The following is a 25490-nucleotide window of genomic DNA, read 5'->3' as shown; positions in this document are numbered from 1 at the left end:
GTTACTCAAACGACAAATAAGGCATCAATCGCTTCAAATCTTCTTCGCTAAACTCTTCAAAAAGGGATAATTGTGCTATATCTTTCAAATTCCCACGTTTACGGCGATATTCGATGATGGCTTTTGCCTTGTAAAAATCCATATAGGGATGCGAGCGCAGACGGTCAAGGTTGGAATGGTTAACTTTTAACTTCCGGAAAGGAGGAGTTGTTATCCGGAACCAACGGTTCACCAAAGTATCAATGTAAGGAATTTCCTGTAACTGGCTCACAGCGTGAAAGCCTCCAAGACGGTTGCGGTAAGCTACAATCATCCGTGCCAGTCCACTACCGATACCTGGTATATGTTTCAACATAACCGTATCGGCCATATTCAAATCAATTACTGTACCTTCAACATATTTAACCGTTACCGGATAAAGCGTAGTACTATCGCGAAACACTGTTGCTGGCCGGCTCATAGCCGTATCTTGTCTGCGCAACCGATTATGTATTCCGATACGAACGTAAGGATGCAGCGCTTCGTATTGTTCCGATGTCAAGCCATATATTCGTCTAAAAGCTTCGGGAGTGCGGAATATACCACCTTTCGCACGGTATTTTAGGATATTGCTTATGACGAAATCAGATAGTCCCAAATCACTAAGAGTTGTCGAATCCGCAGTATTAGGGTCAAAAGGAAATAAAACTGTTACCGTAGGGCTAGAATGCATAGGCGATGAACGTCGGTGCAAGCGTTCTTTCTTACGGACGTTTGCCAGAAAAGAGTCTACAGATTCATTATCTGTAGCCGAAGGCAATAATGCTTTACCTTGTTTTTCTTTCAACCATAAATTGCCGCACACAAGAAGTATCAGTACCGCCAACAACATCACAATGGCACGCCGGTCGGCTTTGCTGAAATAAAAAAAATGTTTCCACATTACGAATAAGACCTATAGCCAACCCAGTTCGTTGACAAAAACCAACAAAATGCCGATAGGAGTAAGATAGCGCAGCAGGAAGATAAGCAGCGGATAATAAGGAGCACGCAATGTCCCCCAATTAGTCACTTCCTCACGTACCTTCTTCTGATCCAATTTCCACGACACAAAGATAGCGACAAACATGCCTGCTACAGGTAACATAATTTTTGCCGTAAGAAAATCCAGTGCATCAAACAGGTTCATACCAGCTATCCGCACATCATTCCAATCACCCAATGCCAGCGATGAAACCACACCGATAATCAAACTACCTGTTGTTACCAGCCACGCTGCGCGGCTGCGCGTAAATCCGAATTTCTCGTGCAGGAAAGCAGTGGGAACTTCATGAAGTGAAATGGTAGAGGTAAGTGCTGCCAGTGCCAAAAGAATGTAAAACAGTATCGCACTGATACAAGCAAATAATGGAACTGCTCCAAAAGCTTGTTGAAATACATTAGGCAGGGTAATGAAAATAAGTGAAGGACCAGCATCGGGTTGGATTCCTACTGAAAAAGCAGCCGGAAAGATAATGAATCCCGATAATATGGAAATGCACGTACCAATGACACATACACTCATAGCTGTATATCCTAGCCGGGTGTCACGATTGAAATAAGAAGCATACGTCGAAAGGCATCCCATACCGAGGCTGAGCGAAAAAAAGGCCTGTCCCATAGCTCCTAAAACTGCATCGGAAGTAATTTTACTGAAATCGGGCTTAAGCAGGAATTCCAATCCCTTTACTGCACCCGGTAACATCACAGCACACACCGCAAGCAGCACAATCAAAATGAACAGCATCGGCATCATAATTTTCGAAGCACGCTCAATACCAGCCTGTACGCCCTTAACCACAATAATATGAGTCAACGCCACAAACACTACCAGCCAGATCAGCGGACGCCAAGGATTCTGAGAAAATTCATTGAACATTGCTACAAAGTCGTCTGCGGACTTGCCAAGCAGATTACCCGTTGCAGACTGGAATATATATTCCAGCGTCCAACCAGATACTACCGAATAATAGCCTAAGATAAGGAATCCAGTCAATACTCCCATATATCCTACATACTTCCATGCGGTTCCGGGAGCCAGTTTCTTGAATGCTTCACCCGTACTTGCCTTGGCACGCCGTCCGATAGTAAATTCAGCGATCATGATGGGTAATCCAAAAAGAAACACACACCCCAAATAAATAAGTATGAAGGCAGCACCTCCATGGTTCCCTGTCTCGTAAGGAAAACGCCACACATTTCCTAAACCTACCGCCGAACCTGCCGCAGCCAAGATGGCACCCAACTTGCTTGCGAAACCGACACGCTCACTATTTTGCATACATTCTGTCCTTTCTGTTTACATTTTAAAGTTCAAGTTCGGCAAATGTACGAAAAAGTTTGTATTTTCGCGGAAAATATGAATAAATTATATGATGAAACACTATCCGCTATCTATCTTCATTATAATTGCGATCTGCTACCTGTCTTTTTTCACTCCACCGAAAACCGAGATGGATGAAATCACCAATTTCGACAAATTGGTGCATCTCTGCATGTATGGGGGGCTGACTGTTATCATCTGGTTCGAATACCTGCGCCGGCACTCCCGTATCCATTGGCATCAGCTGATACTGGTCGGTATCTGTTTTCCAATACTGATGAGCGGCATTGTCGAAATTCTACAAGCAACTTGCACCTCCGACCGCAGTGGCGACTGGCTTGATTTTGCCGCAAACTGTACCGGTGTGTTGTTCGGTTGTCTGTTCAGCTGGTATGTCACACGACGGATAATTCAGAAAAATATGAATAAACCGGTTTGACAAATATATAATCAACAACAGAACTTTATTATGGATATATTGCTGATTATCATTGGTGTCATCTGTCTGATAACAGGCTTGTTAGGTTGTGTGTTACCAATACTTCCGGGTCCACCACTGGCATATATCGGCATGCTATGCTTTCATTTTACTGCCCGTATGCAGTTCACTCCTACCCAATTGATTGTATGGGCTGTACTGGTGCTTATCGTTCAATTGCTCGACTATATTATACCTATGTTGGGAAGTAAGTATGCAGGAGGGACCAAATGGGGAAACTGGGGATGTATCGTGGGAACAGTGATAGGCTTGTTTTTTCCTCCTTGGGGCATCCTTGCCGGACCTTTTGTAGGGGCTGTTGCCGGTGAATTGCTCGGCGACAAAGACCTGAAGCACGCTTTGAAATCGGGCTTAGGGTCTTTGGCAGGTTTTCTGTTCGGCACCGCAGTCAAGCTGGTACTTTGTGGATATTTCATCTGGCAATTCATTGCGGCATTCTGAGGTGTTATCGGAAATCTTTCAGTTCTTCCTGCAATCGTTGACGGGTAGAATGAATGCGGCTCTTTATTGTTCCTAGTGGCAAATCCATTTTATCAGCTATCTCTCGGTATTTGAATCCCGATACATACATCAGGAACGGAATACGGTATTCTTGAGGTAAGGCATTAACGATACTGTTCATTTCCTTCAAGTCGTATCCGTTATCTACCGTTACAGGCTCATCACTTTCGTTTTTATTTAGGTAAAACAGATTATCAGTCTGGTCAACATAAGTCTGGTCACGTTGTGTCTTACGGTAATTATTGATAAAAATATTACGCATGATGGTATAAACCCATCCCTTGAAATTAGTTTCATCGGTATACTTGTCTTCATTATCCAATACCTTTAGCGAGGTTTCCTGCAGCAGGTCATTGGCATCTTCACGGTCTGCTGTAAGCTTATAGGCGAAGTGACGTAATTCGGTTTGTACGCTCAGTAGATTCTGAGCAAAATTAGCTGTTCTCATTTACTTGTTGTTTATTCGGGTTAATATATGTCTGTCTCTATCGACACTGCAATATTAGCCCGAAAAACAACCCGGGACCTCCTAAAATCCGGTATTCCACCGGTTAAAATCTATCAACGGATAGTTTTTACCCCCTTTTCTATCAGTTCACAGGAGGTATCATCTGTTTTTTCTCCTCCATCTTTCCAAGTAGTATAAGGCTGCTTCATCAGAAATGAATTGTAATATCGGATCTGACCAGTCACTTCCTTACCGATAAAGGCTGGCAGTTCCACCGATTCGGTTTCCGAACAAAGTTCTACTTCAGCAATTACCAGCCCTTCGTTTTCTCCGTGAAACTCGTCTACTTCGAACACATGTCCGGCATAATCGGCTAGATAACGGTATTTCTCGATGCGTCCCGGCTCACACAATTTCATCAATTCTTCGGCATCAGCCAAGGGGATTTCTTGTTCCCACTCATATCGGCTGGTACCTGCGGCGTTAGAAGGTCCTTTGATAGTAAGGTAACCTTTATTGTCGCGGATGCGGACTCTTACCGTCTTGCCTCGCGCACTACATATATAGCCTTGTTCGATACGGCTTTTTGCACGAGCCAAGCAGCGGTAAGAATCGTCAGTCACCAAAAATTTGCGTTCTATTTCTTGCGACATGGCTGAAGAAGTTTACATGACCGAAAAAGCGACAATCATCAGAATAGCCAGCAGCACCAGTACGATACACATATACTTGATAAGGCGATTGGCTTTTTCTTCTTCCCGGTTGCCATGTACCGGTTTTTTGTTACGTTTTGTTCCCATAGTGTTTTATGTTTTAGATTGGTTATGATTTTAATAAACCGGCAAGGTTCAGGTTTTTATGAAAACCTTGCCGACTTGTTAATTGATTCATGCCTCGCTGTCCGAGAATTCCATCAGATAGGCTTTGATAAAACCGTCTATTTTCCCATCCATTACCCCGTTGACATCCGAAGTCTGGTAATTGGTGCGATGGTCTTTCACACGACGGTCGTCGAATACATAGCTGCGTATCTGTGAGCCCCATTCAATCTTCTTCTTTCCAGCTTCTACCTTTGCCTGTTCTTCCATACGGTGTTGCAACTCTTTATCATACAAGATAGAACGCAACTGACGCATGGCGTTCTCCTTGTTTTTAGGCTGGTCGCGCGTTTCGGTGTTTTCAATCAGGATTTCTTCTTCCTCACCCGTATACGGATCTTTGTATTGGTAACGCAAGCGTACCCCCGATTCTACCTTGTTGACGTTCTGGCCACCGGCACCGCCACTCCGGAACGTATCCCAGGATAAACGGGCGGGTTCTACAGTCACTTCAATCGAATCATCTACCAATGGAGTGACAAATACAGAAGCAAAAGAAGTCATTCGCTTGCCTTGTGCATTGTAAGGCGAAACACGTACCAGACGATGTACTCCGTTTTCTCCTTTCAGGTAACCGTATGCATACGCCCCTTCAATATTCATTGTAACCGTCTTGATACCAGCCTCATCACCTTCCTGCAAGTTAGCGACCGACAACTTATAACCATGACTTTCTGTCCAGCGCATATACATACGCATTAACATGGATGCCCAATCTTGGCTTTCTGTACCTCCGGCACCCGAGTTAATTTTCAGTACACAGTCCATCTGGTCTGCTTCAGAACGGAGCATATTTTTCAGTTCCAATTCTTCCACCGCCTTGACCGCCTTGGCATAAGCCTCATCTACTTCGGCTTCTGTCACCAGTTCATCTTTATAAAAATCAAAAGCCAGTTCCAGTTCATCTGCCAAAGTTTTTACTTCATTATATCCGTCAATCCATGCCTGCAAAGCCTTTACTTTCTTCATCTGAGCCTCTGCCTTTTTCGCATCGTCCCAAAATCCAGGCACTTGTGTGCGAAGTTGTTCTTCCTCTACCTGCATTTTCTTGTTATCAATATCCAGATAACGGTTCAGTGCTTCTGTACGTTCTTTTATGTCTTTTAGTTGGTCTGTTGTTATCATATGTTTACTACTCCTTATTCAACTTGCAAAATTAGCCATTTTTACGTTAGTGTAAAAATTAGGAAACAAGAAAATCACTCTTCATACATTTTGTTGATTTCATTCGCATAATTTTTCATCAATACCGGACGTTTGATTTTCAGGGTATTGGTCAATTCACCTTTTTCCAAACTGAATGGTTCGGGCAATAAGGTGAACTTCTTGATTTGTTCGTAATGGGCAAATTCCTGCTGTAACGTATCGATACGCATCTGGAACAAGGCAATGATTTCGGGTTTCTTCAACAGGTCCGCACGGTCGGCATAAGCAATGTGATGGTCTTGGGCATACTTTTCCACCTGTTTGTATTCGGGCACAATCAGTGCAGAGACGAACTTGCGTTGGTCTGCTATGATAGACACCTGATCAATGTACCGGTCTACCACCAGTTTGGTTTCTATCGCCTGAGGGGCGATATATTTACCGTTTGATGTCTTGAACAAGTCCTTTATCCGATCGGTAAGGTATAAGAAACCATCTTTCATATAACCGGCATCCCCCGTATGAAACCATCCGTCTTCGCTGATTACCTTGCGAGTCAGGGCTTCTTTCTTGTAATATCCCTTTGTCACGGTCTCGCCTCGAAGCAATATCTCACCATCCTCGCCGAACTTCAGCTCAAGTCCGGGAATAAGCCGTCCCACGGAACCCGTGCGGAAGTCGTCCATCCATCCCAACGAAACAGTAGCCGTAGTTTCAGTCAACCCGTATCCTACTACCATGTTGACGCCTACTGAATGGACGAATTCTTCTATTTGCTTTGACACCGCTGCTCCGGCTGTGGGAAAGAAATTGCCCCGTTCGATACCGATAGTCTTTTTCAGTACACTGTAAATCGTCTTTTCGTAAAACTTGTATTTCAGATGTAACATCGGAGGAGGTGTCTTACCGTTCATCAGATAATCGATGTTGTGTTCGCGTCCTGTCTTAAGCGCATCCAGCATCAGGCTTTTCTTTAGCCCCGAAGCTTCGTTTATCTTTTCATGGACACCTGCATATACTTTTTCCCAAAAACGTGGCACACTGCACATTGCCGTAGGACGAATTTCCTTAATAGTCATCTGTATATCTTGCGGATAAAGGTTGATGCAGAGCAGGCAACCCTTTGTCAGGCAGTAATACGACCACGCACGTTCGAACACGTGCGTAAAAGGTAGAAAATTCATCACCACATCCTGGTCGGTCAAGGTAAGCAATACCTTGTTATGCGCTTGGAAAGCTGCCTCATAACATGAATGATGCAACATCACTCCCTTCGATTCGCCCGTAGTACCTGAAGTGTAAAGAATGTTAGCAAGGTCAGTCGACACTGCAGCCCCCGTGCGCCGGTCTACTTCTGCCTGCAGTTCGTTTGCCTCACCCAACTGGAGGAAATCGTCATAATAAATAGAATGAGTATCTTCTGCTGCCCGCATTACATCGGGACTGAAAATGATGATTCGCTTCAGAGTCTTGCAAAGCTGCTGCACCCGATAGGCCACATCATATTGATATTGTTCGCCCACAAACAAATAGCGGATGGAGGCATCTTCTACGATATAATGCACTTGCGATTCCGAGCTGGTGGCATACAGCGGAATAGTAACTATGCGGCTTTTGAATGCCCCGAAATCGGTATAGAGACATTCAGGCATGTTCTGAGAGAACACACCTACATTTTCCTGTACCTCAACACCTAAAGCCACCAAGGCACGAGCCACTTTCTTTACCTTTCCGGCAAACTGATTCCACGAAACCGGAATCCATACACCTTGTTTGTAGTCACGGTATTTCAGAGCTGCACGTACGCCGTATTTCCCGGCCTGCCGTTCAATCAGTGTAGACAAATAAGATTCACTCATTTAAATTTTATTTATTTTGTAATCGCTACCTGCAAAGATAGGGTTTAATTTGAATAAATGAAGTATCTTTGCTGGCAAAACAAAAGAATCTTATGTTATCGGATACTAATTATTACACTTCGGAAGCACTTACGCTACTGAATTCCCTCATCGGAATCCCTTCCATAAGTCGGGAAGAAGAAGCGGCTGCCGATTTCCTGCAAAATTACATCGAGGAAAGCGGCATCATGACCGGACGCTCGGGAAACAATATCTGGTGTATCAGCCCGATGTTCGACGTTAACCGTCCCACCATCCTGCTAAACTCACATATTGATACAGTCAGACCTGTAAACGGCTGGCGAAAACAACCTTTCACTGCAAAACTGGAAAACGGGAAGCTGTATGGGTTGGGAAGCAACGATGCCGGTGCCAGCGTGGTTTCACTCTTTCAGGCATATCGTTACCTGACTACCACCACTCAAAGCTATAACCTGATATTCCTTGCCTCATGCGAAGAAGAAGTGTCGGGTAAAGGAGGTATTGAAAGTGTACTACCGCAACTGCCTCCCATTGCACTGGGGATAGTGGGCGAACCTACCGACATGCAACCTGCTGTAGCAGAAAAGGGCCTGATGGTACTCGATGTTACGGCTCATGGTAAAGCCGGACATGCTGCACGCGAAGAAGGTGAAAATGCAATTTATAAGGTATTGGAGGACATCGAATGGTTCAGAGATTACCGTTTTTCCAAAGTATCTCCATTATTGGGACCAGTAAAAATGAGTGTCACTCAAATCAATGCTGGCACACAGCACAATGTCATTCCCGACCTATGTTCTTTCGTAGTGGATATCCGGAGTAACGAATGCTATTCGAACGAAGAATTGTTTAACGAAATCACCACTCATATCCATTGCGAAGCAAAAGCACGTTCGTTCCGTCTCAACTCTTCGCACATTGATACTGAACATCCGTTCGTGAAGCGCGCCGTTGAACTGGGAAAGATACCATTCGGTTCGCCTACGCTTTCCGACCAGGCATTGATGCACTTTCCTTCCGTCAAGATAGGACCAGGCAAATCGTCACGTTCGCACACGGCAGACGAGTATGTAATGGTCAGTGAGATAGAAGAAGCCATTCATACCTATATCGCCATATTAGACGGATTGAAGATTTAAGTGATAAGTGATACTCCATTAAACTCAATAAAAAATGCATATAATGAAACCAAACATCTTCCTTTGTGGCTTCTTCCTGTTGTTGTCGGTCTGCCTCGCTGCATGTGGGAGCAGTAAGAATAAAAATACCTCGGAAAAAGAGACAAACCAGGAAAATAACGTGCAAGTACCTGAATTTAATGCCGACAGTGCTTACCTGTACATTCAGAAACAAGTGGCATTCGGTCCACGTGTGCCGAATACTGAAGCCCACCGCAAGTGTGGCGGATACCTTTCACAACAACTGCGCGACTTCGGAGCTACGGTGTATAACCAGTTTGGCGATGTCATTTCATACGATGGAAAAGTACTGAAGATGCACAATATCATCGGTTCGTACAACCTTGACACCAAGAAGCGCGTCCTGCTGTGCGCCCACTGGGACAGCCGTCCTTATGCCGATGCCGGTCAGGAAGCACATTACCATACTCCCATCGATGGTGCCAACGATGGTGCCAGTGGTGTAGGTGTACTGCTGGAAATCGCCCGTCACTTACAACAACAGGCTCCAGCTATCGGCATCGACATCGTGTTCTTTGATGCGGAAGACTATGGTATCCCTGAATTTTATGAGGGCGATTACAAGCAAGACACATGGTGCTTGGGTTCTCAATATTGGGGACGTGTACCACATGTACCTGATTACAAGGCACGTTTCGGCATCCTTCTGGATATGGTGGGAGGCAAAGGCGCAACTTTCTATTACGAACAATATTCCAGTCAAACGGCAAATTCACCAATGAAGAAAATTTGGGATACAGCACACCGACTGGGGCATAAACAGTTCTTCATCAAAGAAAACGGCGGCAACGTGACAGACGACCACATATACGTGAACCGGCTCCGCCAGATCCCGTGTGTGGATATCATTGGTTATGACCCACACAGCGAAACAGGCTTCCACCCTACCTGGCACACAGTGGCAGACAACATGGACTGCATTGATAAGGCAACCTTGCAGGCTGTGGGAGAAACCGTAATGAATGTAATTTATAATGAAAAATAAAAAATAACTCGATATGAAAACAATCAACGAACTACAAGACGAGGTTATCGACGAGTTCAGCAACTTCGATGACTGGATGGACAAATATCAGTTGCTTATCGATCTGGGCAGCGAACAGCCCCCCCTTGACGAACAATATAAAACCGAACAAAACCTGATAGATGGTTGCCAAAGCCGCGTGTGGTTACAGGCAGACTTTATAGACGGGAAAATCATATTTCAGGCAGAAAGCGATGCTTTGATAGTGAAAGGCATTATCGCCTTGCTGATAAAGGTGGTTTCGGGGCATACACCTGATGAAATTCTGGATGCTGACCTTTATTTCATTGACCGGATTGGACTGAAAGAACACCTTTCGCCAACCCGCAGTAACGGGCTGCTTGCCATGGTAAAGCAAATGCGCATGTATGCTTTGGCTTTCAAGGCAAAACGAAGTTGAAAGAAAATAAAAATACGACTGTCCGTATGTAAATACAATTTGTTTGCGCAAATGAACACAGATATTTAGGATCTGTTTTGAATTTATCGTGCACACACAAAACGAACACATCAAGCCAAGAAAAACTTTTTGTAGGAAATTCAAAACAGTTGCTTATGCCTGTTCATACGGGCGGTCATATTTTTGAACACTTTATTAATACCCGTTCCTCATCCTTTAATGTAGTGGCAAACAGATATATTTCGCCACCCTCTTTCAATTTTAGTTTCTTCCGCAACTCTGTTACCGAAGCGGGGAAATTGCGCACTGTCAGATTTGCTTTCTCTACTCCCCCCAACAAGGTTTTCAACTCTTTTTTCCCGAACCCAGAAACGGCTTCTACTTGAAACTGACGACCTGGGAAATCCACTTGATGGTCGGAGGTATACAGATGGCTGTTGGGATGCAGTTTTTTCACACCGTAACGCAAAGCCAACAATCGGTAAGCACCTGCTTTCAGCAAAGTCACTCCTGGTTCATACAGATAAGTTTCCACCTTGTCAGCATACTCACACATCGCATTTCTCTCTTCGGAAAGCGTAAATACAAAAGGTGGTATCAACAAGTTATCAACAATCTGTTTACAATATATACACACCTCAGAACCAATACAATCCGACTTTTCAACAGACTTTTCTAACAGAATTATTAACTCTTTACACTCGTTATGAACAGCCACAATGTGAATTTGCGTGATGTGTTTCAACACCTGAAGAGCTTTAGCTATATCCAGCATAGGTGATAACTTAATCATTACCTTCCGCCCTTTTTCCACCAATACCGGTTCGAGTATCCCTATATCGGGTTCACAATCAGATATTGCTACAGTCTTGCTTCCATAACTGTCTCTTCGGGCAGGATCCAGAAACAGACAGTCTACAGGTGTCATTTGCGACAAATAAGATACACCATCCGCACAATGAACATGAATATGTCGCAGTCCTAATGCTGCAAAGTTATGAACAGCTAACTCACACAATGAATTCTGACGTTCTACATAATCTGCCTTCCGGAATCTTTGAGAAATGAACGAACAATCTACGCCTAACCCTCCCGTCAGGTCGGCAAATGTTTCTCCATTTATAAGCGATGCTTTATAGCGTGCCGTTAGTTCAGAAGAGCATTGTTCCATCGATAAATGGGAAGGATAACGCACTGATTCCACCTTTGCCCAAGAAGGAATTTTCCTTTCGGCAACCTGTCTGCCAGCAATCTGGACAGCAGCTTCAAGCATATCCACCTCGGGATATTTCTTCGCTTGAAGCGCCAAAGCACGCACATCATCTCCCCAATGTGCATGAATAAAAGCAAGTGTTTCGGAGGATAATCTTTTCATATGTACAAACTATCTGCTACAAAGATATATTTTTCTTTGTTTACCTATATTCAACAAAGGCAAAAAATAAGGGTGTGCATTTCGGCACACCCGTTAAAAAATGAATACCTGCATTCAACTTCAATATGCCACATAGCTGCCTTGCTTGTAAGATTATTAATCTTCATGCCGAAAGATTATTAATCTTCACGCTGTAAGATTAATAATCTTACAAGCAAGGCAGCCATATTGCGAAAAGACCCAAGCTTACTTGTCAGCGTGACACTGTCAACAGGAATGACACCGGAAGTATGTATCCATGAAAATGTACAATTGCATACCGTTCAAAGTATAAGTACATGTTTTTACTACACTTGTACAAGTAAACTGCTGATATTCATATCAAACTCATCAATACTCGTCCTCGTTGAAGAAGAAATCTTCTTTGCTAGGATAATCGGGCCAAATGTCTTCGATACTTTCGTAGATTTCGCCTTCATCTTCCATTTCCTGTAAATTTTCAATCACTTCCATAGGAGCACCCGAACGCATTGCGTAATCAATCAGCTCATCTTTTGTAGCAGGCCATGGTGCATCTTCCAATTTTGAGGCCAATTCCAATGTCCAATACATAGTATTTCAGTTTATAAAGTTTTACATTCACATTATCGGGGCACAAAAGTATAACAATTTATGTCATTTGCAACTCTTATCCCAATAAATTTCATCATGGTGTGTTAATTGATTTAACTTTCGTGATAGAACAAACAAATAATCCGATAAACGATTGACAAACTGTTTCACATTTCTGGCTATCTCAAAACCTGTTTCTGCTTCTTCCAGTGCCCAAATACAACGTTCTGCACGACGACATACCGTACGGCATACATGACAGGTAGAAGCTGCATACGAACCGCCAGGCAAGATAAACCCACGAAGCGGAGGCAGAGAAGCATCTAAGGTATCAATGGCTTCTTCCAGCCGGGTAATGTTTTCATCCGTAATCTGAGATACAGGCGACAAATCAGTCTTCGAAGTCTCTGTCGCCAAATAAGCTCCCAAAACGAAAAGTTTATGTTGCACGAATTGCAACAAAGATTTGTCTGTACCTTCTTCCATCTGCGAGACCAGACACCCTATCTGCGCATTGAGCTCATCAACAGTGCCGTATGCTTCAAGTCGAATATGCGTTTTCGGAACTCGCACACCTCCTATCAACGAAGTCGTTCCATCATCGCCTGTACGCGTATAGACCATACTTTTCTTCATAGCATCTCTGTTGTATTAAGTTAAAGAAAATTGACGATACGATGTTCTTTCACCCGTTTCTTATCAAAGAAAACCAAACCGATGTCATACAAATCGAATGTGACTCCCGTACGGGTATCTGCAATCGTCTGCTTCCACCATCGTTTTTTCTCACGAGTAGCATACGGTGCGCCTACAATGATGCACGTACGGTCGGTAACCATAGGCAGCAACCGCTCAAATGCTTCTTTATAATAAGGTGTATGTCCGATGTGTATCAGGTCAGCAAACGGTCTGCCTGTCAATGCCTCGTCAAGCAAGCGGAGTACATTTCCTGTCCGGTAATCCACTAACGGATACGCAGAAAGGACATGTTTTATTCTTGCCTTGTCTTGTCTTTCCTCATCAATCGTAAAGAGAGGGACATGCTTTGCCTCTGCCATATAGCGAGTATCCAGTCCGCACCCTGTCCCTATTTCCAGCATTGATGCCGGCTGCAGATAATTGACCAACCGGAACAGCAACCGGTCGGTTTTTTCACGATAATGGAACAGTTGGTCTTTCTCATCCTCCCGGCTATAGTGCAAAAGCTGAAAAGCATAATAAGGCATCTTTTCATAAATGACCGATGTAATCAGAAAAAAATCGGAAGGTGAATGTACACCATACCCGCACCGGTGCCGGAACCGGCAACACCAATTCCATATCCGCAAGCATAGGTCGGACATCTTCATAACGTATCACGCATTATAAAGACAAGGGGCATAAAGGCACCGAAAGTCCATTACCTCTGTGTCTCCATGCCCCTGTGCCGTTCATTTGCCAACACGGACTTATTCGCGTGCGCCCAGTTTGTCATTCAGATAAAGAACACCGGCATAGTCGTTACATTTTTTCAATTTGTCGACAATACCCTGTGCGGTAGCTTCTTCTTCCACTTGTTCGCGGACATAGCCCCACAAGAAATCCTGAGAAGCTTTGTCTTTTTCTGCCGAAGCTACATTTACCAGATTGTCAATCAACTCAGATACGTGACATTCGTGGTTGTACACATGTTCGAATACTTCCAATACGCTGCCCCAGCCTTGCGGAACGACATCGATTTTGTCTACTTTGGCAGCACCGCCGCGTTTTGCGATATAGTCTGCCAAATCGTATGCATGTTGCAACTCTTCTTGCGATTGTTTACGCATCCAGTTGGCAAAGCCATCGAAACCTTCTTTCTGCAAATAGAAAGACATAGAAAGATACAGGTTAGAAGACCACATTTCTGCTGTGATCTGTTCGTTCATCGCGTTTTGTAATTTTTCTGAAATCATAGTCGTATTATTTTTTAATTATTAAATGCAAGAGATAAATACATTATGAGTTTCTACAAAAGAAATGCCAGAACCCACATCGTGCCAAATTGTCATTTCGGATGAAAAGGCTGGAGCATCTGCTTCTTCCCCCAAAAATAGGGAGAAACTCCCACACGATCAATACACCAAGCTATACCAAATGAGCCTGTCACCGTTAATATCATCGCCACGAAAAGAAAACAAAAACCGGTTTCGTCGAACATAAACAATGGTACCAATCCTTTCGAAAGCATAGTAAACACAGGAGAGAAGACCAACAATACCAGCGTATGCCTCCCTACATAGTCGGAAACACGCCTGATACCAGCAGGTATAACCGTATAGAGGCTCAAGAGTACACTCGCCACAAGGTACACAATGGCAACACCCCCCAAAGTGAAACGATTCAGATTCGCCATATCGGCACTCAGCCACACCAAAGGGATCAATGCCCATACAGAAGGACAGAAAAAAGATGTAAATGTCATGCCCGAACGGCGCAAAGCAACTCCAGCCAGGAAATACAAGGCATTGGGTAATGACACAAGTTGACAGGCATCTGCCAGAACGGCATATCCCGTACCTAATACGACCAGACGAGACACAAGCCTCATCTTCTCTGCCCAATGAAATACACCATAATATATTAGCCCGCACAACAGGTAGGTATGCAGATACCAATAGGGTCCCATCGGATGAAGGAATAATTTCTCCAGCATCAGTCCTACACTCAGGCAATCCACCTTATCACGGACAGGAAGCACCGCCGACATCGCCACATATCCCGTTTCCATCACCATGTAAGGGACAAATATCCATGCCATCGCCCTCAGGAATTCACTTGGCCGTTTCTCAATTTGCATCAGGTACCCCGACAAAATCAAGAATACCGGCATGTGAAACGTGTATACCCATTGCTTCGCCAACGGATATTTTTCACTGAAGAACACCAGGTGGAAGGCTATCATCAGCAAGATGCAGACACACTTCAGGTAATCGATTTCTCCGATACGTTTTCCGTTCATGATATTTGAGACTTTTTTATTTGAAAGACCAAAAATACGGAAATAAATCATACGATGTAAAAAAAGTACCCACTAAAACGCACCTATATGCATAGGTCTACGCACATAAGTGCGCAAGAACATGCAAGTATCTCCACCAGTCGATGGTATCGTATGTAAAGGCGGCATTCATAAAAAGAAATGCCACACTGTTTTCTGATGAAAATCTATTAAGAAAACAGTGTGGCAAAACAAAAGACAGGTCAATCAACAGAAGAAAAGCTATTGTTAAAAGCCATGATGGGCCAGCTTGCTCTGATTCATGTCAAAATCAAAACTCATCCCTTTAAAACCGGGAAGTGATGTCTGACCTTCGCCTTCGCCCAACAAAATTTCTGCAGCATGAAAATCGAACTTCATATTGCCGGATTCTACAGCATAAGCAGCAGTATTGCCAGCCTCAACTTTTACTTCTACCAGCAAAGGCTGAGCTTCTTCTTCGGTAGATGAAGGAAGGGTCACGGATAATTTCAAAGATTCGGGATGCATGACAAATACCACGCTATCCTTATTGGCGGTCAGTGTCGGTTCGTACCCGATTTTATAATTGACATCACCTACGGCTTCTACAATTTGGTCTGCCAATGCTTCATCTCCGACAACCGAAAGTACAATGTCTTTAATGGGGAAATTGGTAAAACTGATGGTATCATTGGCCACACTGGCAGAAACATCGGTTCCGGCAGGAGTCTCTTCACCTTCTCCGGTATCTTCTCCTTCCAGCGGATTGACACTGCTCATTACCACTTTACCCGTATAATCGCCGAACATGGCATCTGTTGTCACTTCATCGGGTACCTGTGGAGTGTTTTCATCATCGCTGCAAGCCGAGAAGCTTATAGCACATCCCATTAATAACATTGAAACAAAAACTCGTACAGGTTTAATTACTTTTTTCATTTTTCTACGGTTTAAAAATTAATTAATACAGTTTATCTACGACTTCCTTGCAATCGTTTCGCGCAGTAAATGCAAAAGCGCCTTAAATCTTGCACGGCTCAATTGTTAAACAATGTTTCATTGCTGGAAGTCAAATCATTAGACTCCCCTTTTCACAAAGAAAACTCATTTTGCAAATTGAGTTTCCATCCCAACCCTAGAAGCAATATGTTTCATAACAAACAATAATTGGATTCAGGTTTATTAACATATCCATGCGCAGTATTTCCCGTCCGATTGCTTTATCCTGAAAACAAGAGTTACCATTGATATACAATTATGGATGAGCATACGCGTAAAAGAATTATAGCCTTTACTTCACAATCGGTCAAACAATATGGTATCCGTGCTGTACGTATGGACATCATAGCCCGGCACACAAACGTGTCCAAACGTACCATATATCAAGTATTTGCAACCAAAGACAATTTGATAAACACTTGCCTGGAAGCCTATTCAGGCCGTATGCAAAACCGGTTTCAGCTCATAGCATACAATAATCCCGATCCGTTGGCATGCCTTTGGGAAACATGCAAGGCATACATAGAGAACCTGTATAAAGGGGAATGCATTTTCTGGTTGGATATCTATCGGCATTATCAAGGGATATACCTTGCTATTAACCAAATATGGTGGGATGAACTGAAAAAAAGTATTGCAGCATGCCAGTCAACCCACCGCATCCAGGCAAGCTTGGATACGGATATTTTTCTCCGTTCATTTACGGAATTGCTATACAATGCACGACTCGCGGAATGTGCTCCGGAAATGCTTCACTATGCAGCTTCCCTTATGCTAAAAGGAGTAATAGTTCCACAAGCCGGAAACAAGCTCAATCAATCCAAGAGTATTGTTTCCTGATAAAGAATTGAGAAATTCTATGTTTGAAATGTCAGGCATGTGGCTCTTAGCATTGCAGACGATGATATACACCTACGCTTTTTCTCATCATCCATTTCTTAATTTTGTAAATTTCTACAGAATCCTTTTGGTTTACAAAATACACTTTTAGTACGCCCAATAAAAAGAAAAACCCCTGATAATCTTTCGACTATCAGGGATTTGATGTACCCAGACCCGCATTTGAAATAATTAAAGTGGGGAAAATGTGGATAAAAAGAAAAACACAGAAAAACACAGCAATATAACTATATATCAACTATTTACAATCACATTAAATTTTAATCTGAATTAATCCAATTGCAAATTATTTAGCAGATGTGGGGAAAATGTGGGGAAAATATCTATATTTGCATCCAGATAGATATTTAACCTGTAAGCCTATGAAAGTAACCTTCATCATTAAAAAAGCGGCAAAACGGTATGATACTGAATCAACCGCAACTATTTATATCCGTCTGAGAAATGGAAGACAGCTTGATTCTGTTGCTCCTACCCAGCTTTCAATCAATCCCAACCTTTGGGATGACAAAGCTGAGTGTGTAAAAACAAAAGCTGTCTGCAACGAAGATTTAAGGACTGGCATAAATGAAGAGATACGAAAGCTGAAAACCTATGTGGAAAAATCCTTTAATACGGAAAAAGAATCCGTTGATAAAGAATGGCTGAAGCTGACCTTAGACAGATATTATCATCCTGAAAAGTATTTCACACCGGAAGAGATTACCATCAAGCCGACTTTCGGAGAGCTGTTTGACAGCTTTCTGGAAAAGCATCCGTTATCGGAAGTAAGGAAAAAGAATTTCAGGGTGGTAAAAAGAGCCTTATTGCGTTATGAGCTGTATGTACGGGAAACAAAAAGAGAGCAAAAAGGATTTGTTCTTGATGTTGATACCGTCACACCTGAAACTCTTCGGGACATGTGGGACTTCTTCGAGAACGAATACCAATATTATGAATTGTACCCAAGCATTTATGAAGCCATTCCAGAAAAGAGAACTCCGCAACCACGTGGAAAAAACACTCTGATAGACTGCTTTTCAAGAATACGCACATTCTTTCTGTGGTGTTTCGACAACAAGCTGACCGCTAACAGACCGTTTGACAAGTTTCCGATAGAAGAGTGCAAATACGGAACTCCTATTTATATCAACCTTGAAGAAAGGGACAGGATTTTCAATGCTGACTTGTCAGCCACTCCACAGCTGGAGATACAGAGAGACATCTTTATTTTCCAGACACTTATAGGATGCCGAGTAAGCGACCTGTACAGAATGACCAAACTGAACGTGGTGAATGAAGCCATTGAATACATACCGAAGAAAACCAAAGAAGGCAATCCTGTAACGGTACGTGTACCGTTGAACGACAAGGCAAAGGAAATTCTTGAACGGTATAAAGACCATGAAGGAAAACTGCTGCCGTTCATTTCCGAACAGAAATATAATGAGGCAATAAAAAAGATATTCAAACTTTCAGGAGTGGACAGGATTGTCACTATATTAGACCCGTTGACACGTGATGAAGTCAAAAAACCGCTTTATGAAGTGGCAAGCAGCCACCTTGCAAGACGCACCTTCATCGGTAATATTTATAAGAAGGTGAAAGACCCGAATCTTGTTTCGGCACTGTCGGGACACAAGGAAGGCAGCAAGGCTTTCAGACGGTACAGGGATATTGACGAAGAGATGAAGAAAGACCTCGTTAAACTTTTAGACTAAACCTATATGGGACAACAGGAATACGACAATTTCAAAAGACTGATAAGGGAGTGGCTTGACAGCCACCCCGATGAATATGCGGCTTTCGTGGAAGAAATGAACGACAAGGAGTTCAAGGGATTCGTTAAGGTTTTCAAGGTTGCCACAACCTTGGTACCGAGATACAAGGAAGCCACACGCAGACGGATCGGAGATGACAAAATCTCCGATTTCGAGGAACTGGAAAACGTGCTTCTGGATTCAGACCTTGCCCAAAAGATTGTGAACGAGTTCCACTATTCAAAAAGGCGGAGCATCATACCTGCCATGCTCGCATGGCTGTACTACGGACGGAGCTATGAGTGCATGGTGGAACAGGGAGAGGAACTGGCCAAAAAAAAAGGTATTACCAGACTATACAAATGGCTTGTTTCCTACATGGTCAGGTTCATCATCAAGAAGAGCATCAGTAGCGGCATGAGAACCAAAGAGGACTGGGTGGCTTTCAGAAAGCAGCAGAAAGCCATTGAGGAAAACAACCTCGTGGAATGGTCCATTGAGGATGAAGAAGACATTGAAGAAACCGAAACGGAAGATACGGACAGCCTGCAGCAAGGACAGCCCAAGAGTGCCGGACGAAAAGCCGACACACGTACCCTGCCGGAGCTGCTGATAGAGAACAGGGATGTCATTCTGGAAAGAATCGGAACAAGGCTGAAAACACATACGACCGAAACGGACATCGCACGCATGTACATCGCACTGGTGGAATACCGCTTCATGCGCTCCTGTCCCATAAAGACTTTCCGGAACGCACTGCAGCAGCAATACACAGACCTCAGCATCGTACACGAAAGGGGAATACAGAAAGCGTACAGGAACCTTACCTCACCTTTCGGAGGCAGCAAAAAACTGATAAAGGACATCGGTGAAGACCATGTTGCCATAGAGGAATTGAAGGCTTATCTATCCGCTTGAAATTCGTTTAATTCGTTTTTGGATTTTACGAATTTAACGCATTGAAATCCATTGATTTACGATTATTTTTCGTTATATATTTGTGCCACTATCCTAATCGGGGTAGTGGCTTTTCGTTTATAATACTGCCGAAACGGGAAGTCTTACAACCGGCAGTTTCAACAAGCCTATGACAGACCTGATGGCAATTATCCAAAGCGGAAACGGCAACATCAAACTGGAAGTGACAGGCGAAGACCTGCTCATGTTTTCAAACCAGCTGATAAGCCGTGCCAAGCATGAACTCTCCACCGCCATTGCGGAAGCGAGAAAGGAAAAGTACCTCACAAAGGAGGAAGTGAAGAAAATGTGCGACGTGTGCGACACCACCCTTTGGCACTGGGCAAAGAAGAACTATCTGAAACCCGTGAAGGTGGGGAACAAGGTCAGATACCGACAGTCGGACATACAGAAAATCCTGGGTGAACGCAATCCTTCAATCTGAGCCTATGAAAGAGGAAGAATACATGCGTGTGGGAACGACACTGTACAAGGTCGTAAACCAGCCCTGCGCCAGTGGAGGGTATGAGAAAAGACGTGTGATATGGAACAACAGCACACTCAGGCAGGACTACGGGAAGAACTATCTTGCGACCGTCCCGAAGTATGACGGATTCTGTACCGTTCCCGACCATCTGAACTACCGGAAGGAAATTGACGGTTTTCTGAATCTGTACGAACCGATAGAGCATACTCCGCAAATAGGGGATTTCCCGAACATACGTTCTCTGGTGCTACACATTTTCGGTGAACAGTACAATCTGGGACTGGACTATCTGCAACTGCTGTTCCTGCAGCCGTTGCAGAAACTTCCCATACTCCTGCTGGTATCGGAAGAGAGGAACACGGGCAAGAGTACGTTCCTTAATTTCCTGAAAGCCGTATTCGGGGATAACGTGACATTCAACACCAACGAGGATTTCCGGAGCCAGTTCAATTCCGACTGGGCCGGAAAGCTGCTCATTGTCGTGGACGAGGTGCTGCTCAACCGCAGGGAAGACAGCGAGCGGTTGAAGAACCTGAGCACCACTTTCAATTACAAGGTGGAGGCCAAAGGGAAAGACCGCACGGAAATAGCCTTCTTCGCCAAGTTCGTATTGTGTTCAAACAACGAGTACCTGCCTGTAATCATAGACGCAGGGGAAACACGATACTGGGTAAGGAAGATAAATCCGCTGCAGAACGATGATACGAATTTCCTGCAAAAGCTGAAAGAGGAAATTCCGGCCTTCCTGTTCTTCCTGACGCAAAGGGAGCTTTCAACGGAGAAGGAAAGCCGTATGTGGTTCAATCCGAAGCTGACACATACGGCAGCCCTGCAGAAAATCATCCGGAGCAACCGCAACCGTCTGGAGATAGAAATGGCTGAACTGTTTCTTGACATCATGTCAAACATGAATGTGGAAAGCGTATCATTCTGCCTGAACGACCTCATGACACTGCTTATCTATTCGCAGGTAAAGGCAGAGAAACATCAGGTGCGGAAAGTGGTTCAGGAAGTATGGAAGCTGACTTCCGCACCGAACTCGCTTTCCTACACCGCCTATGAGATTGCTCCCCACCGTGACTGCCACTACGAAACGAAAAGGAAGACAGGAAGGTTCTACACGATAACCAAGGAACAGCTGACCGCTATATGATTATTTTGATGAAATGATGAATACAGTATATAATACACTGTATTATAGTATAATACAAGCTCATCATTCATTCATCGGAATATAATGCTGATGAAAAGAGAAATCATCATTTCTTTTTTGGCAAGCAGCCTGATGAGAAAATGATGAAGCGTTACCATTCTGTATAACAGCTTATTACAAGCAAAATTCATCAAATCATCGTTTTTTCATTCATCACTAAACCGTACGAAAATGACAACAGAAGAAGCAAAAAAGATAAGAATCGCAGACTATCTGCACAGTCTGGGGTATTCCCCGGTAAAGCAGCAGGGGGTAAACCTCTGGTACAAATCCCCGCTCAGGGAAGAGAACGAGCCCTCATTCAAAGTAAACACAGAACGTGAACAATGGTTCGACTTCGGTCTGGGAAAGGGGGGCAACATCATCGCACTGGCGGCACACCTCTACGCAACGGAGAGTGTTCCGTATATCCTGAAACGCATAGAGGAACAGACACCGCATGTCCGTCCCGTACCTTTCTCTTTTCACAGGCAGTCTGCCACCGAGCCGAGTTTCCAGCAGCTTGACATCGTGCAGCTGTCTTCTCCTGCCCTGCTCTCTTACCTGCAGGAAAGGGGAATAAATACGGCACTGGCGAAAAGAGAATGCCGTGAGGCACACTTCACCAACAACGGTAAACGGTATTTCGCCATTGCCTTTCCGAACATATCGGGCGGATATGAAATCCGCAACCGATATTTCAAGGGCTGCATCGCACCTAAGGAAATATCACATATCAGACAATCGGGAGAGCCGAGAAAAGCATGTTACGTTTTTGAGGGGTTCATGGACTACCTTTCCTTTCTGACACTAAGGCTTGAAAGCTGTCCGCAATCCCCCGATTTCGACAGACAGGACTACATGGTCCTGAACTCTGTAGCCAATGTTTCCAAGGCTCTCTATCCGCTGGGCAGCTATGAACGCATCCACTGTTTCCTTGACAATGACCGTGCAGGAATGGAAGCCCTGCAGCAAATCAGAAAGGAGTATGACAACACCAGACATATACGTGACGCTTCACACATATACAGCGGATGCAAGGACTTGAACGAATACCTGCAAAAACGGGCAGAAACAAAGAAACAGGCTCAATCCATCAGAGTGAAGACACCGCCCAATAAACCGGGAGGCTTTCGGTTATAGCCCACTATAACTACACGCTTCGCTTACGTAGTTGTGGGCTCTCCCGAGGGGATTAGGGTTTTACCCTAATAACCCACTCAGGGCGTTTCTCCCCTGAGAACCCGGAGCAAAGAGTGACCCTCTCTTTGCAATCTCCGCTTATGGGTTGCACCCCTAAGAACCCCATGCGTTTACGGACAGCAGAAAAGCAAACAATAAAGTACAAACCCAAGAACAAGTATCTATGGCAACAAAATCAAGCATACATATCAAGCCCTGCAACATCGCATCGAGCGAGGCTCACAACAGAAGGACTGCCGAATATATGCGCCACATCGGAGAGTCCAGAATCTATGTGGTTCCTGAACTCTCCACCGATAACGAGCAGTGGATAAATCCCGACTTCGGCAGTCCGGATTTGCGGACGCATTATGACAATATCAGACATATGGTAAAGGAAAAGACCGGACGTGCCATGCAGGAAAAAGAACGGGAGCGCAAAGGCAAGAACGGCAAGACAGTCAAGATTGCGGGATGCTCCCCCATACGCGAAGGAGTGCTGCTTGTCAGGTCGGACACGACACTGGCAGATGTGCGCAAATTCGGTGAGGAGTGCCAGAGACGCTGGGGAATCACACCGCTGCAAATCTTCCTGCACAAGGACGAAGGGCATTGGCTGAACGGTCAACCGGAAGCGGAAGACAGGGAGAGTTTCAAAGTAGGTGAAAGATGGTTCAAGCCGAACTATCATGCCCATATCGTTTTCGACTGGATGAACCACGAAACCGGAAAGAGCCGAAAGCTCAATGACGATGACATGATGCAGATGCAGACCTTGGCATCTGACATCCTGCTGATGGAGCGTGGGCAGTCAAAGGCTGTTACAGGCAAGGAACATCTGGAACGTAACGACTTTATCATCGAGAAACAGAAAGCCGAACTGCAACGCATGGATGCTGCCAAACGGCACAAAGAAGAACAGATAAATCTTGCCGAGCAGGAACTTAAACAGGTAAAATCAGAAATTCGCACTGACAAGCTAAAGAAGACAGCCACCACGGCAGCGACAGCCATAACAAGCGGAGTTGCTTCTCTTTTCGGAAGCGGAAAACTGAAAGAGCTGGAACATGCCAACGAAAAACTGCAAGACGAGGTTTCAAAACGGGACACCAATATTGAAAAATTGCAGAGCCGGATACAGCAGATGCAGAAACAGCATGATACGCAAATCCACAATCTCAAGGAAATGCACAGACAGGAACTTGACATGAAGGAAAAAGAACTGTCACGGCTCTCCAGAATCATAGACAAGGCTTTCAGGTGGTTCCCGATGTTCAGGGAAATGCTGCGCATGGAAAAGTTCTGTGCCATGCTTGGATTCTCTAAAGAAATGACCGAAAGTCTTTTGGTCAAGAAAGAGGCCCTGAAATGTAGCGGTAAAATCTATTCAGAACAGCACAGACGGAACTTTGATATAAAGGATGATATTTTAAGGGTGGAAAATGACCCTGACGATGAAAGCAGGCTGAATCTGACAATAAACAGGAAGCCGATTGCCGACTGGTTCAGGGAGCAATGGCACAGGCTCAGATATGGCACAATACAACCACAACAGGAAGAAAGGAAAAACAGAGGATTCAAATTATAATAAAAATAAGTTGAAAAAAGACACCAGTAGGATTTCTCTACTGGTGTCTTTTGATAATTGAGATTATCCTTACGGGTAAAAATTCCACTCCATTATTTAACCTTCAACATTTGCTAAATATTTATAATAAGGAATATCTTCTGTATATAATGTTATTCTTTTAGGGCCTAAATCATCTTGATTAAATTGCTTTTTAAAGGTTTCATATGATTTTATACGCTCTAAAGCCTCTTTTACGAAAGCATCTTCTAAATTCGCATTTTTCACTATAATTTCGTTCAATTCTGATAATTCATTCATTTTTATAAAAAGATTCTATCGTGAATAAATATAGGAAAACCTTTAAGCCGAATATAGTCTGACATAGTTTCATAATAATCTCTTATTTTAGCTCTCAAGTCTGCGTTTTTGCTATAATCTTCTATTTTTAGCTTAAGTTCCTTTAATGCTTCTATATTAATTGGTCTACCATGAGCTTTCCAGTCGTTATTATCAGATAAATGTTCGGCTATTTCAGTTGCTCGGTTCTGCTTTTCTTCAAGAGTTACATCGCTATCATCATGATGTTTAGTCCAATTCTTAAATTTATATTTCACAAGCCATTTCTTTAACAAATCTATTGTTAAATCTCTTGCCTGCTCAAAACTCCTAAGTTCTGCCAAATCAAAGTCTTTTAATATAGAAAACTCTACATTAGTTAGATTACCGTTCTTTGCTTTTTCAATATACTCATTCACCTTGTCCAAATAACCTAATGCGGCAACCCATTTTCCTTCTTTATTTTGAACTTGAGGGTCTATCGGACCTAAAACAGAAAAGTAATCCATATAGATATTGTCTCCACTCATACAAAAAATTGTGCCTGCACTATAAGCATAATCAGGAACGATAAAGTTGACTTCCGAATAGTGATATCTTATAATATTAACATAACGTTCTACTGTTATTGCACTTCCGCCTGTTGTAGTCAATATTATATACAATGTGTCATGATGTTTATCACTTTGTACAAGCTCTTCAACAATTTTCAGAAATACGTTTTCATTCAGATTTCCAATAGGGCCATAGTATACCAAAACATCCGCATTAAGATATTGTTCTAATGCTTCTAATTTTGAATTAAGTAATGATTTTAAATTGTTTTCTAACTGTGATTCCATATA

28 protein-coding genes are annotated in these 25490 nt (G+C 43.6%); 12 read left to right on the top strand and 16 right to left on the bottom strand.

Going from position 1 to position 25490, the window contains the following annotated elements; genetic code table 11:
• Window position 1 precedes the first annotated feature (1 nt).
• Both B5G04_RS00915 and B5G04_RS00910 read right to left on the bottom strand, forming a co-directional pair.
• Window positions 2-922: a helix-hairpin-helix domain-containing protein gene (locus B5G04_RS00915; RefSeq protein ID WP_087395193.1), complete on the bottom strand. Its 921-nt coding sequence runs from the start codon at window positions 920-922 to the stop codon at window positions 2-4.
• A gap of 12 nt (window positions 923-934) precedes the next feature.
• The gene (locus B5G04_RS00910) at window positions 935-2299 is read right to left on the bottom strand and encodes a sodium-dependent transporter (RefSeq protein ID WP_022039116.1); all 1365 of its coding nucleotides are present in this window, start codon (window positions 2297-2299) and stop codon (window positions 935-937) included.
• An 82-nt stretch (window positions 2300-2381) separates the two neighbouring features.
• Here B5G04_RS00910 and B5G04_RS00905 point away from each other — a divergent pair, with 82 nt between their 5' ends.
• Window positions 2382-2780, top strand: a complete 399-nt coding sequence (locus B5G04_RS00905) for a VanZ family protein (RefSeq protein WP_087207952.1) — start codon at window positions 2382-2384, stop codon at window positions 2778-2780.
• Window positions 2781-2807: 27 nt separating this feature from the next.
• Entirely contained in the window at window positions 2808-3281 is a 474-nt protein-coding gene (locus B5G04_RS00900) for a DUF456 domain-containing protein (RefSeq protein WP_162612712.1), read from the top strand.
• A 4-nt stretch (window positions 3282-3285) separates the two neighbouring features.
• Here the strand turns inward: B5G04_RS00900 and B5G04_RS00895 are convergent, their stop codons facing one another.
• The 5 genes from B5G04_RS00895 to B5G04_RS00880 all read right to left on the bottom strand — a co-directional run bounded on the left by B5G04_RS00895 (window position 3286) and on the right by B5G04_RS00880 (window position 7672).
• Complete coding sequence (locus B5G04_RS00895) at window positions 3286-3789, bottom strand: RNA polymerase sigma factor (RefSeq protein ID WP_087207948.1); 504 nt, start codon at window positions 3787-3789, stop codon at window positions 3286-3288.
• Between the two features lie 113 nt (window positions 3790-3902).
• Window positions 3903-4442 carry a CYTH domain-containing protein gene (locus B5G04_RS00890; RefSeq protein ID WP_087395190.1) on the bottom strand — a complete coding sequence of 180 codons (540 nt, stop codon included), beginning with the start codon at window positions 4440-4442 and terminating at the stop codon, window positions 3903-3905.
• Window positions 4443-4454: 12 nt separating this feature from the next.
• Window positions 4455-4589, bottom strand: a complete 135-nt coding sequence (locus tag B5G04_RS20660) for a hypothetical protein (RefSeq protein ID WP_022039121.1) — start codon at window positions 4587-4589, stop codon at window positions 4455-4457.
• Window positions 4590-4676: 87 nt separating this feature from the next.
• Window positions 4677-5792, bottom strand: a complete 1116-nt coding sequence (gene prfB, locus B5G04_RS00885; RefSeq protein ID WP_022039122.1) for a peptide chain release factor 2 — start codon at window positions 5790-5792, stop codon at window positions 4677-4679.
• A gap of 74 nt (window positions 5793-5866) precedes the next feature.
• Window positions 5867-7672, bottom strand: a complete 1806-nt coding sequence (locus tag B5G04_RS00880) for a long-chain fatty acid--CoA ligase (protein ID WP_022039123.1) — start codon at window positions 7670-7672, stop codon at window positions 5867-5869.
• 92 nt (window positions 7673-7764) lie between these two features.
• Here B5G04_RS00880 and B5G04_RS00875 point away from each other — a divergent pair, with 92 nt between their 5' ends.
• From B5G04_RS00875 to B5G04_RS00865, 3 genes are read left to right on the top strand one after another with little or no spacing between them, the layout of a single operon-like run.
• Window positions 7765-8832, top strand: a complete 1068-nt coding sequence (locus B5G04_RS00875) for a M20 family metallo-hydrolase (RefSeq protein ID WP_022039124.1) — start codon at window positions 7765-7767, stop codon at window positions 8830-8832.
• 43 nt (window positions 8833-8875) lie between these two features.
• The gene (locus B5G04_RS00870; protein WP_022039125.1) at window positions 8876-9877 is read left to right on the top strand and encodes a M28 family peptidase; all 1002 of its coding nucleotides are present in this window, start codon (window positions 8876-8878) and stop codon (window positions 9875-9877) included.
• 13 nt (window positions 9878-9890) lie between these two features.
• Entirely contained in the window at window positions 9891-10316 is a 426-nt protein-coding gene (locus B5G04_RS00865) for a SufE family protein (protein WP_022039126.1), read from the top strand.
• A gap of 175 nt (window positions 10317-10491) precedes the next feature.
• Here the strand turns inward: B5G04_RS00865 and B5G04_RS00860 are convergent, their stop codons facing one another.
• The 7 genes from B5G04_RS00860 to B5G04_RS00830 all read right to left on the bottom strand — a co-directional run bounded on the left by B5G04_RS00860 (window position 10492) and on the right by B5G04_RS00830 (window position 16222).
• Complete coding sequence (locus B5G04_RS00860) at window positions 10492-11691, bottom strand: SAM-dependent methyltransferase (RefSeq protein ID WP_087250430.1); 1200 nt, start codon at window positions 11689-11691, stop codon at window positions 10492-10494.
• A 390-nt stretch (window positions 11692-12081) separates the two neighbouring features.
• Entirely contained in the window at window positions 12082-12303 is a 222-nt protein-coding gene (locus tag B5G04_RS00855; protein ID WP_013618052.1) for a DUF2795 domain-containing protein, read from the bottom strand.
• 63 nt (window positions 12304-12366) lie between these two features.
• Window positions 12367-12939, bottom strand: a complete 573-nt coding sequence (locus B5G04_RS00850) for a cob(I)yrinic acid a,c-diamide adenosyltransferase (protein ID WP_022039088.1) — start codon at window positions 12937-12939, stop codon at window positions 12367-12369.
• Window positions 12940-12959: 20 nt separating this feature from the next.
• A complete protein-coding gene (locus tag B5G04_RS00845) occupies window positions 12960-13652 on the bottom strand; it encodes a hypothetical protein (RefSeq protein WP_022039089.1) in 693 nt (230 codons plus the stop codon).
• Between the two features lie 99 nt (window positions 13653-13751).
• Window positions 13752-14237 carry a ferritin-like domain-containing protein gene (locus tag B5G04_RS00840; RefSeq protein ID WP_022039090.1) on the bottom strand — a complete coding sequence of 162 codons (486 nt, stop codon included), beginning with the start codon at window positions 14235-14237 and terminating at the stop codon, window positions 13752-13754.
• 92 nt (window positions 14238-14329) lie between these two features.
• On the bottom strand, window positions 14330-15283 hold the full coding sequence (locus B5G04_RS00835) for an acyltransferase (protein ID WP_022039091.1): 954 nt from the start codon (window positions 15281-15283) through the stop codon (window positions 14330-14332).
• A gap of 267 nt (window positions 15284-15550) precedes the next feature.
• Window positions 15551-16222 carry a DUF4840 domain-containing protein gene (locus B5G04_RS00830; RefSeq protein WP_087395187.1) on the bottom strand — a complete coding sequence of 224 codons (672 nt, stop codon included), beginning with the start codon at window positions 16220-16222 and terminating at the stop codon, window positions 15551-15553.
• 318 nt (window positions 16223-16540) lie between these two features.
• Here B5G04_RS00830 and B5G04_RS00825 point away from each other — a divergent pair, with 318 nt between their 5' ends.
• From B5G04_RS00825 to B5G04_RS00795, 7 genes are all read left to right on the top strand, one after another.
• On the top strand, window positions 16541-17122 hold the full coding sequence (locus tag B5G04_RS00825) for a TetR/AcrR family transcriptional regulator (RefSeq protein ID WP_087395184.1): 582 nt from the start codon (window positions 16541-16543) through the stop codon (window positions 17120-17122).
• A gap of 422 nt (window positions 17123-17544) precedes the next feature.
• Window positions 17545-18882, top strand: coding sequence for a site-specific integrase (locus tag B5G04_RS00820; RefSeq protein WP_087395180.1), 1338 nt, complete (start codon window positions 17545-17547; stop codon window positions 18880-18882).
• Between the two features lie 6 nt (window positions 18883-18888).
• Entirely contained in the window at window positions 18889-19839 is a 951-nt protein-coding gene (locus B5G04_RS00815) for a DUF6043 family protein (RefSeq protein ID WP_087395177.1), read from the top strand.
• 169 nt (window positions 19840-20008) lie between these two features.
• On the top strand, window positions 20009-20323 hold the full coding sequence (locus B5G04_RS00810) for a helix-turn-helix domain-containing protein (RefSeq protein ID WP_005797547.1): 315 nt from the start codon (window positions 20009-20011) through the stop codon (window positions 20321-20323).
• A 4-nt stretch (window positions 20324-20327) separates the two neighbouring features.
• On the top strand, window positions 20328-21518 hold the full coding sequence (locus B5G04_RS00805; RefSeq protein WP_087395172.1) for a DUF5906 domain-containing protein: 1191 nt from the start codon (window positions 20328-20330) through the stop codon (window positions 21516-21518).
• A 231-nt stretch (window positions 21519-21749) separates the two neighbouring features.
• Window positions 21750-22700 (top strand): toprim domain-containing protein, encoded by a 951-nt coding sequence (locus B5G04_RS00800; RefSeq protein ID WP_087395170.1) that lies wholly within the window; start codon window positions 21750-21752, stop codon window positions 22698-22700.
• A gap of 223 nt (window positions 22701-22923) precedes the next feature.
• Window positions 22924-24327 carry a mobilization protein gene (locus tag B5G04_RS00795; RefSeq protein ID WP_087395167.1) on the top strand — a complete coding sequence of 468 codons (1404 nt, stop codon included), beginning with the start codon at window positions 22924-22926 and terminating at the stop codon, window positions 24325-24327.
• Between the two features lie 96 nt (window positions 24328-24423).
• Here the strand turns inward: B5G04_RS00795 and B5G04_RS00790 are convergent, their stop codons facing one another.
• Window positions 24424-24627: a hypothetical protein gene (locus B5G04_RS00790; protein ID WP_087395164.1), complete on the bottom strand. Its 204-nt coding sequence runs from the start codon at window positions 24625-24627 to the stop codon at window positions 24424-24426.
• 2 nt (window positions 24628-24629) lie between these two features.
• Window positions 24630-25487: a serine dehydrogenasease gene (locus B5G04_RS00785; RefSeq protein WP_087395161.1), complete on the bottom strand. Its 858-nt coding sequence runs from the start codon at window positions 25485-25487 to the stop codon at window positions 24630-24632.
• Window positions 25488-25490 lie beyond the last annotated feature (3 nt).

It is taken from the genome of Bacteroides sp. An51A (genome assembly GCF_002161565.1).
GTDB lineage: Bacteria > Bacteroidota > Bacteroidia > Bacteroidales > Bacteroidaceae > Phocaeicola > Phocaeicola intestinalis.
Note: the sequence above shows the minus strand (reverse complement) of the source record. Positions and strands in the feature narration are given on the sequence as shown.

Bases quoted from the DNA above. Each gene is read 5' to 3' on its own strand.
- B5G04_RS00835 (WP_022039091.1), bottom strand. From the start codon at position 15,283: ATGAACGGAAAACGTATCGGAGAAATCGATTACCTGAAGTGTGTCTGC.
- B5G04_RS00875 (WP_022039124.1), top strand. From the start codon at position 7,765: ATGTTATCGGATACTAATTATTACACTTCGGAAGCACTTACGCTACTG.
- B5G04_RS00860 (WP_087250430.1), bottom strand. From the start codon at position 11,691: ATGAAAAGATTATCCTCCGAAACACTTGCTTTTATTCATGCACATTGG.
- B5G04_RS00870 (WP_022039125.1), top strand. From the start codon at position 8,876: ATGAAACCAAACATCTTCCTTTGTGGCTTCTTCCTGTTGTTGTCGGTC.
- B5G04_RS00830 (WP_087395187.1), bottom strand. From the start codon at position 16,222: ATGAAAAAAGTAATTAAACCTGTACGAGTTTTTGTTTCAATGTTATTA.
- B5G04_RS00825 (WP_087395184.1), top strand. From the start codon at position 16,541: ATGGATGAGCATACGCGTAAAAGAATTATAGCCTTTACTTCACAATCG.
- B5G04_RS00820 (WP_087395180.1), top strand. From the start codon at position 17,545: ATGAAAGTAACCTTCATCATTAAAAAAGCGGCAAAACGGTATGATACT.
- B5G04_RS00810 (WP_005797547.1), top strand. From the start codon at position 20,009: ATGACAGACCTGATGGCAATTATCCAAAGCGGAAACGGCAACATCAAA.
- B5G04_RS00895 (WP_087207948.1), bottom strand. From the start codon at position 3,789: ATGAGAACAGCTAATTTTGCTCAGAATCTACTGAGCGTACAAACCGAA.
- B5G04_RS00840 (WP_022039090.1), bottom strand. From the start codon at position 14,237: ATGATTTCAGAAAAATTACAAAACGCGATGAACGAACAGATCACAGCA.
- B5G04_RS00855 (WP_013618052.1), bottom strand. From the start codon at position 12,303: ATGTATTGGACATTGGAATTGGCCTCAAAATTGGAAGATGCACCATGG.
- B5G04_RS00805 (WP_087395172.1), top strand. From the start codon at position 20,328: ATGAAAGAGGAAGAATACATGCGTGTGGGAACGACACTGTACAAGGTC.
- B5G04_RS00910 (WP_022039116.1), bottom strand. From the start codon at position 2,299: ATGCAAAATAGTGAGCGTGTCGGTTTCGCAAGCAAGTTGGGTGCCATC.
- B5G04_RS00800 (WP_087395170.1), top strand. From the start codon at position 21,750: ATGACAACAGAAGAAGCAAAAAAGATAAGAATCGCAGACTATCTGCAC.
- B5G04_RS00795 (WP_087395167.1), top strand. From the start codon at position 22,924: ATGGCAACAAAATCAAGCATACATATCAAGCCCTGCAACATCGCATCG.
- B5G04_RS00790 (WP_087395164.1), bottom strand. From the start codon at position 24,627: ATGAATGAATTATCAGAATTGAACGAAATTATAGTGAAAAATGCGAAT.
- B5G04_RS20660 (WP_022039121.1), bottom strand. From the start codon at position 4,589: ATGGGAACAAAACGTAACAAAAAACCGGTACATGGCAACCGGGAAGAA.
- B5G04_RS00880 (WP_022039123.1), bottom strand. From the start codon at position 7,672: ATGAGTGAATCTTATTTGTCTACACTGATTGAACGGCAGGCCGGGAAA.
- prfB (WP_022039122.1), bottom strand. From the start codon at position 5,792: ATGATAACAACAGACCAACTAAAAGACATAAAAGAACGTACAGAAGCA.
- B5G04_RS00890 (WP_087395190.1), bottom strand. From the start codon at position 4,442: ATGTCGCAAGAAATAGAACGCAAATTTTTGGTGACTGACGATTCTTAC.
- B5G04_RS00915 (WP_087395193.1), bottom strand. From the start codon at position 922: ATGTGGAAACATTTTTTTTATTTCAGCAAAGCCGACCGGCGTGCCATT.
- B5G04_RS00850 (WP_022039088.1), bottom strand. From the start codon at position 12,939: ATGAAGAAAAGTATGGTCTATACGCGTACAGGCGATGATGGAACGACT.
- B5G04_RS00865 (WP_022039126.1), top strand. From the start codon at position 9,891: ATGAAAACAATCAACGAACTACAAGACGAGGTTATCGACGAGTTCAGC.
- B5G04_RS00845 (WP_022039089.1), bottom strand. From the start codon at position 13,652: ATGAAGATGTCCGACCTATGCTTGCGGATATGGAATTGGTGTTGCCGG.
- B5G04_RS00815 (WP_087395177.1), top strand. From the start codon at position 18,889: ATGGGACAACAGGAATACGACAATTTCAAAAGACTGATAAGGGAGTGG.
- B5G04_RS00785 (WP_087395161.1), bottom strand. From the start codon at position 25,487: ATGGAATCACAGTTAGAAAACAATTTAAAATCATTACTTAATTCAAAA.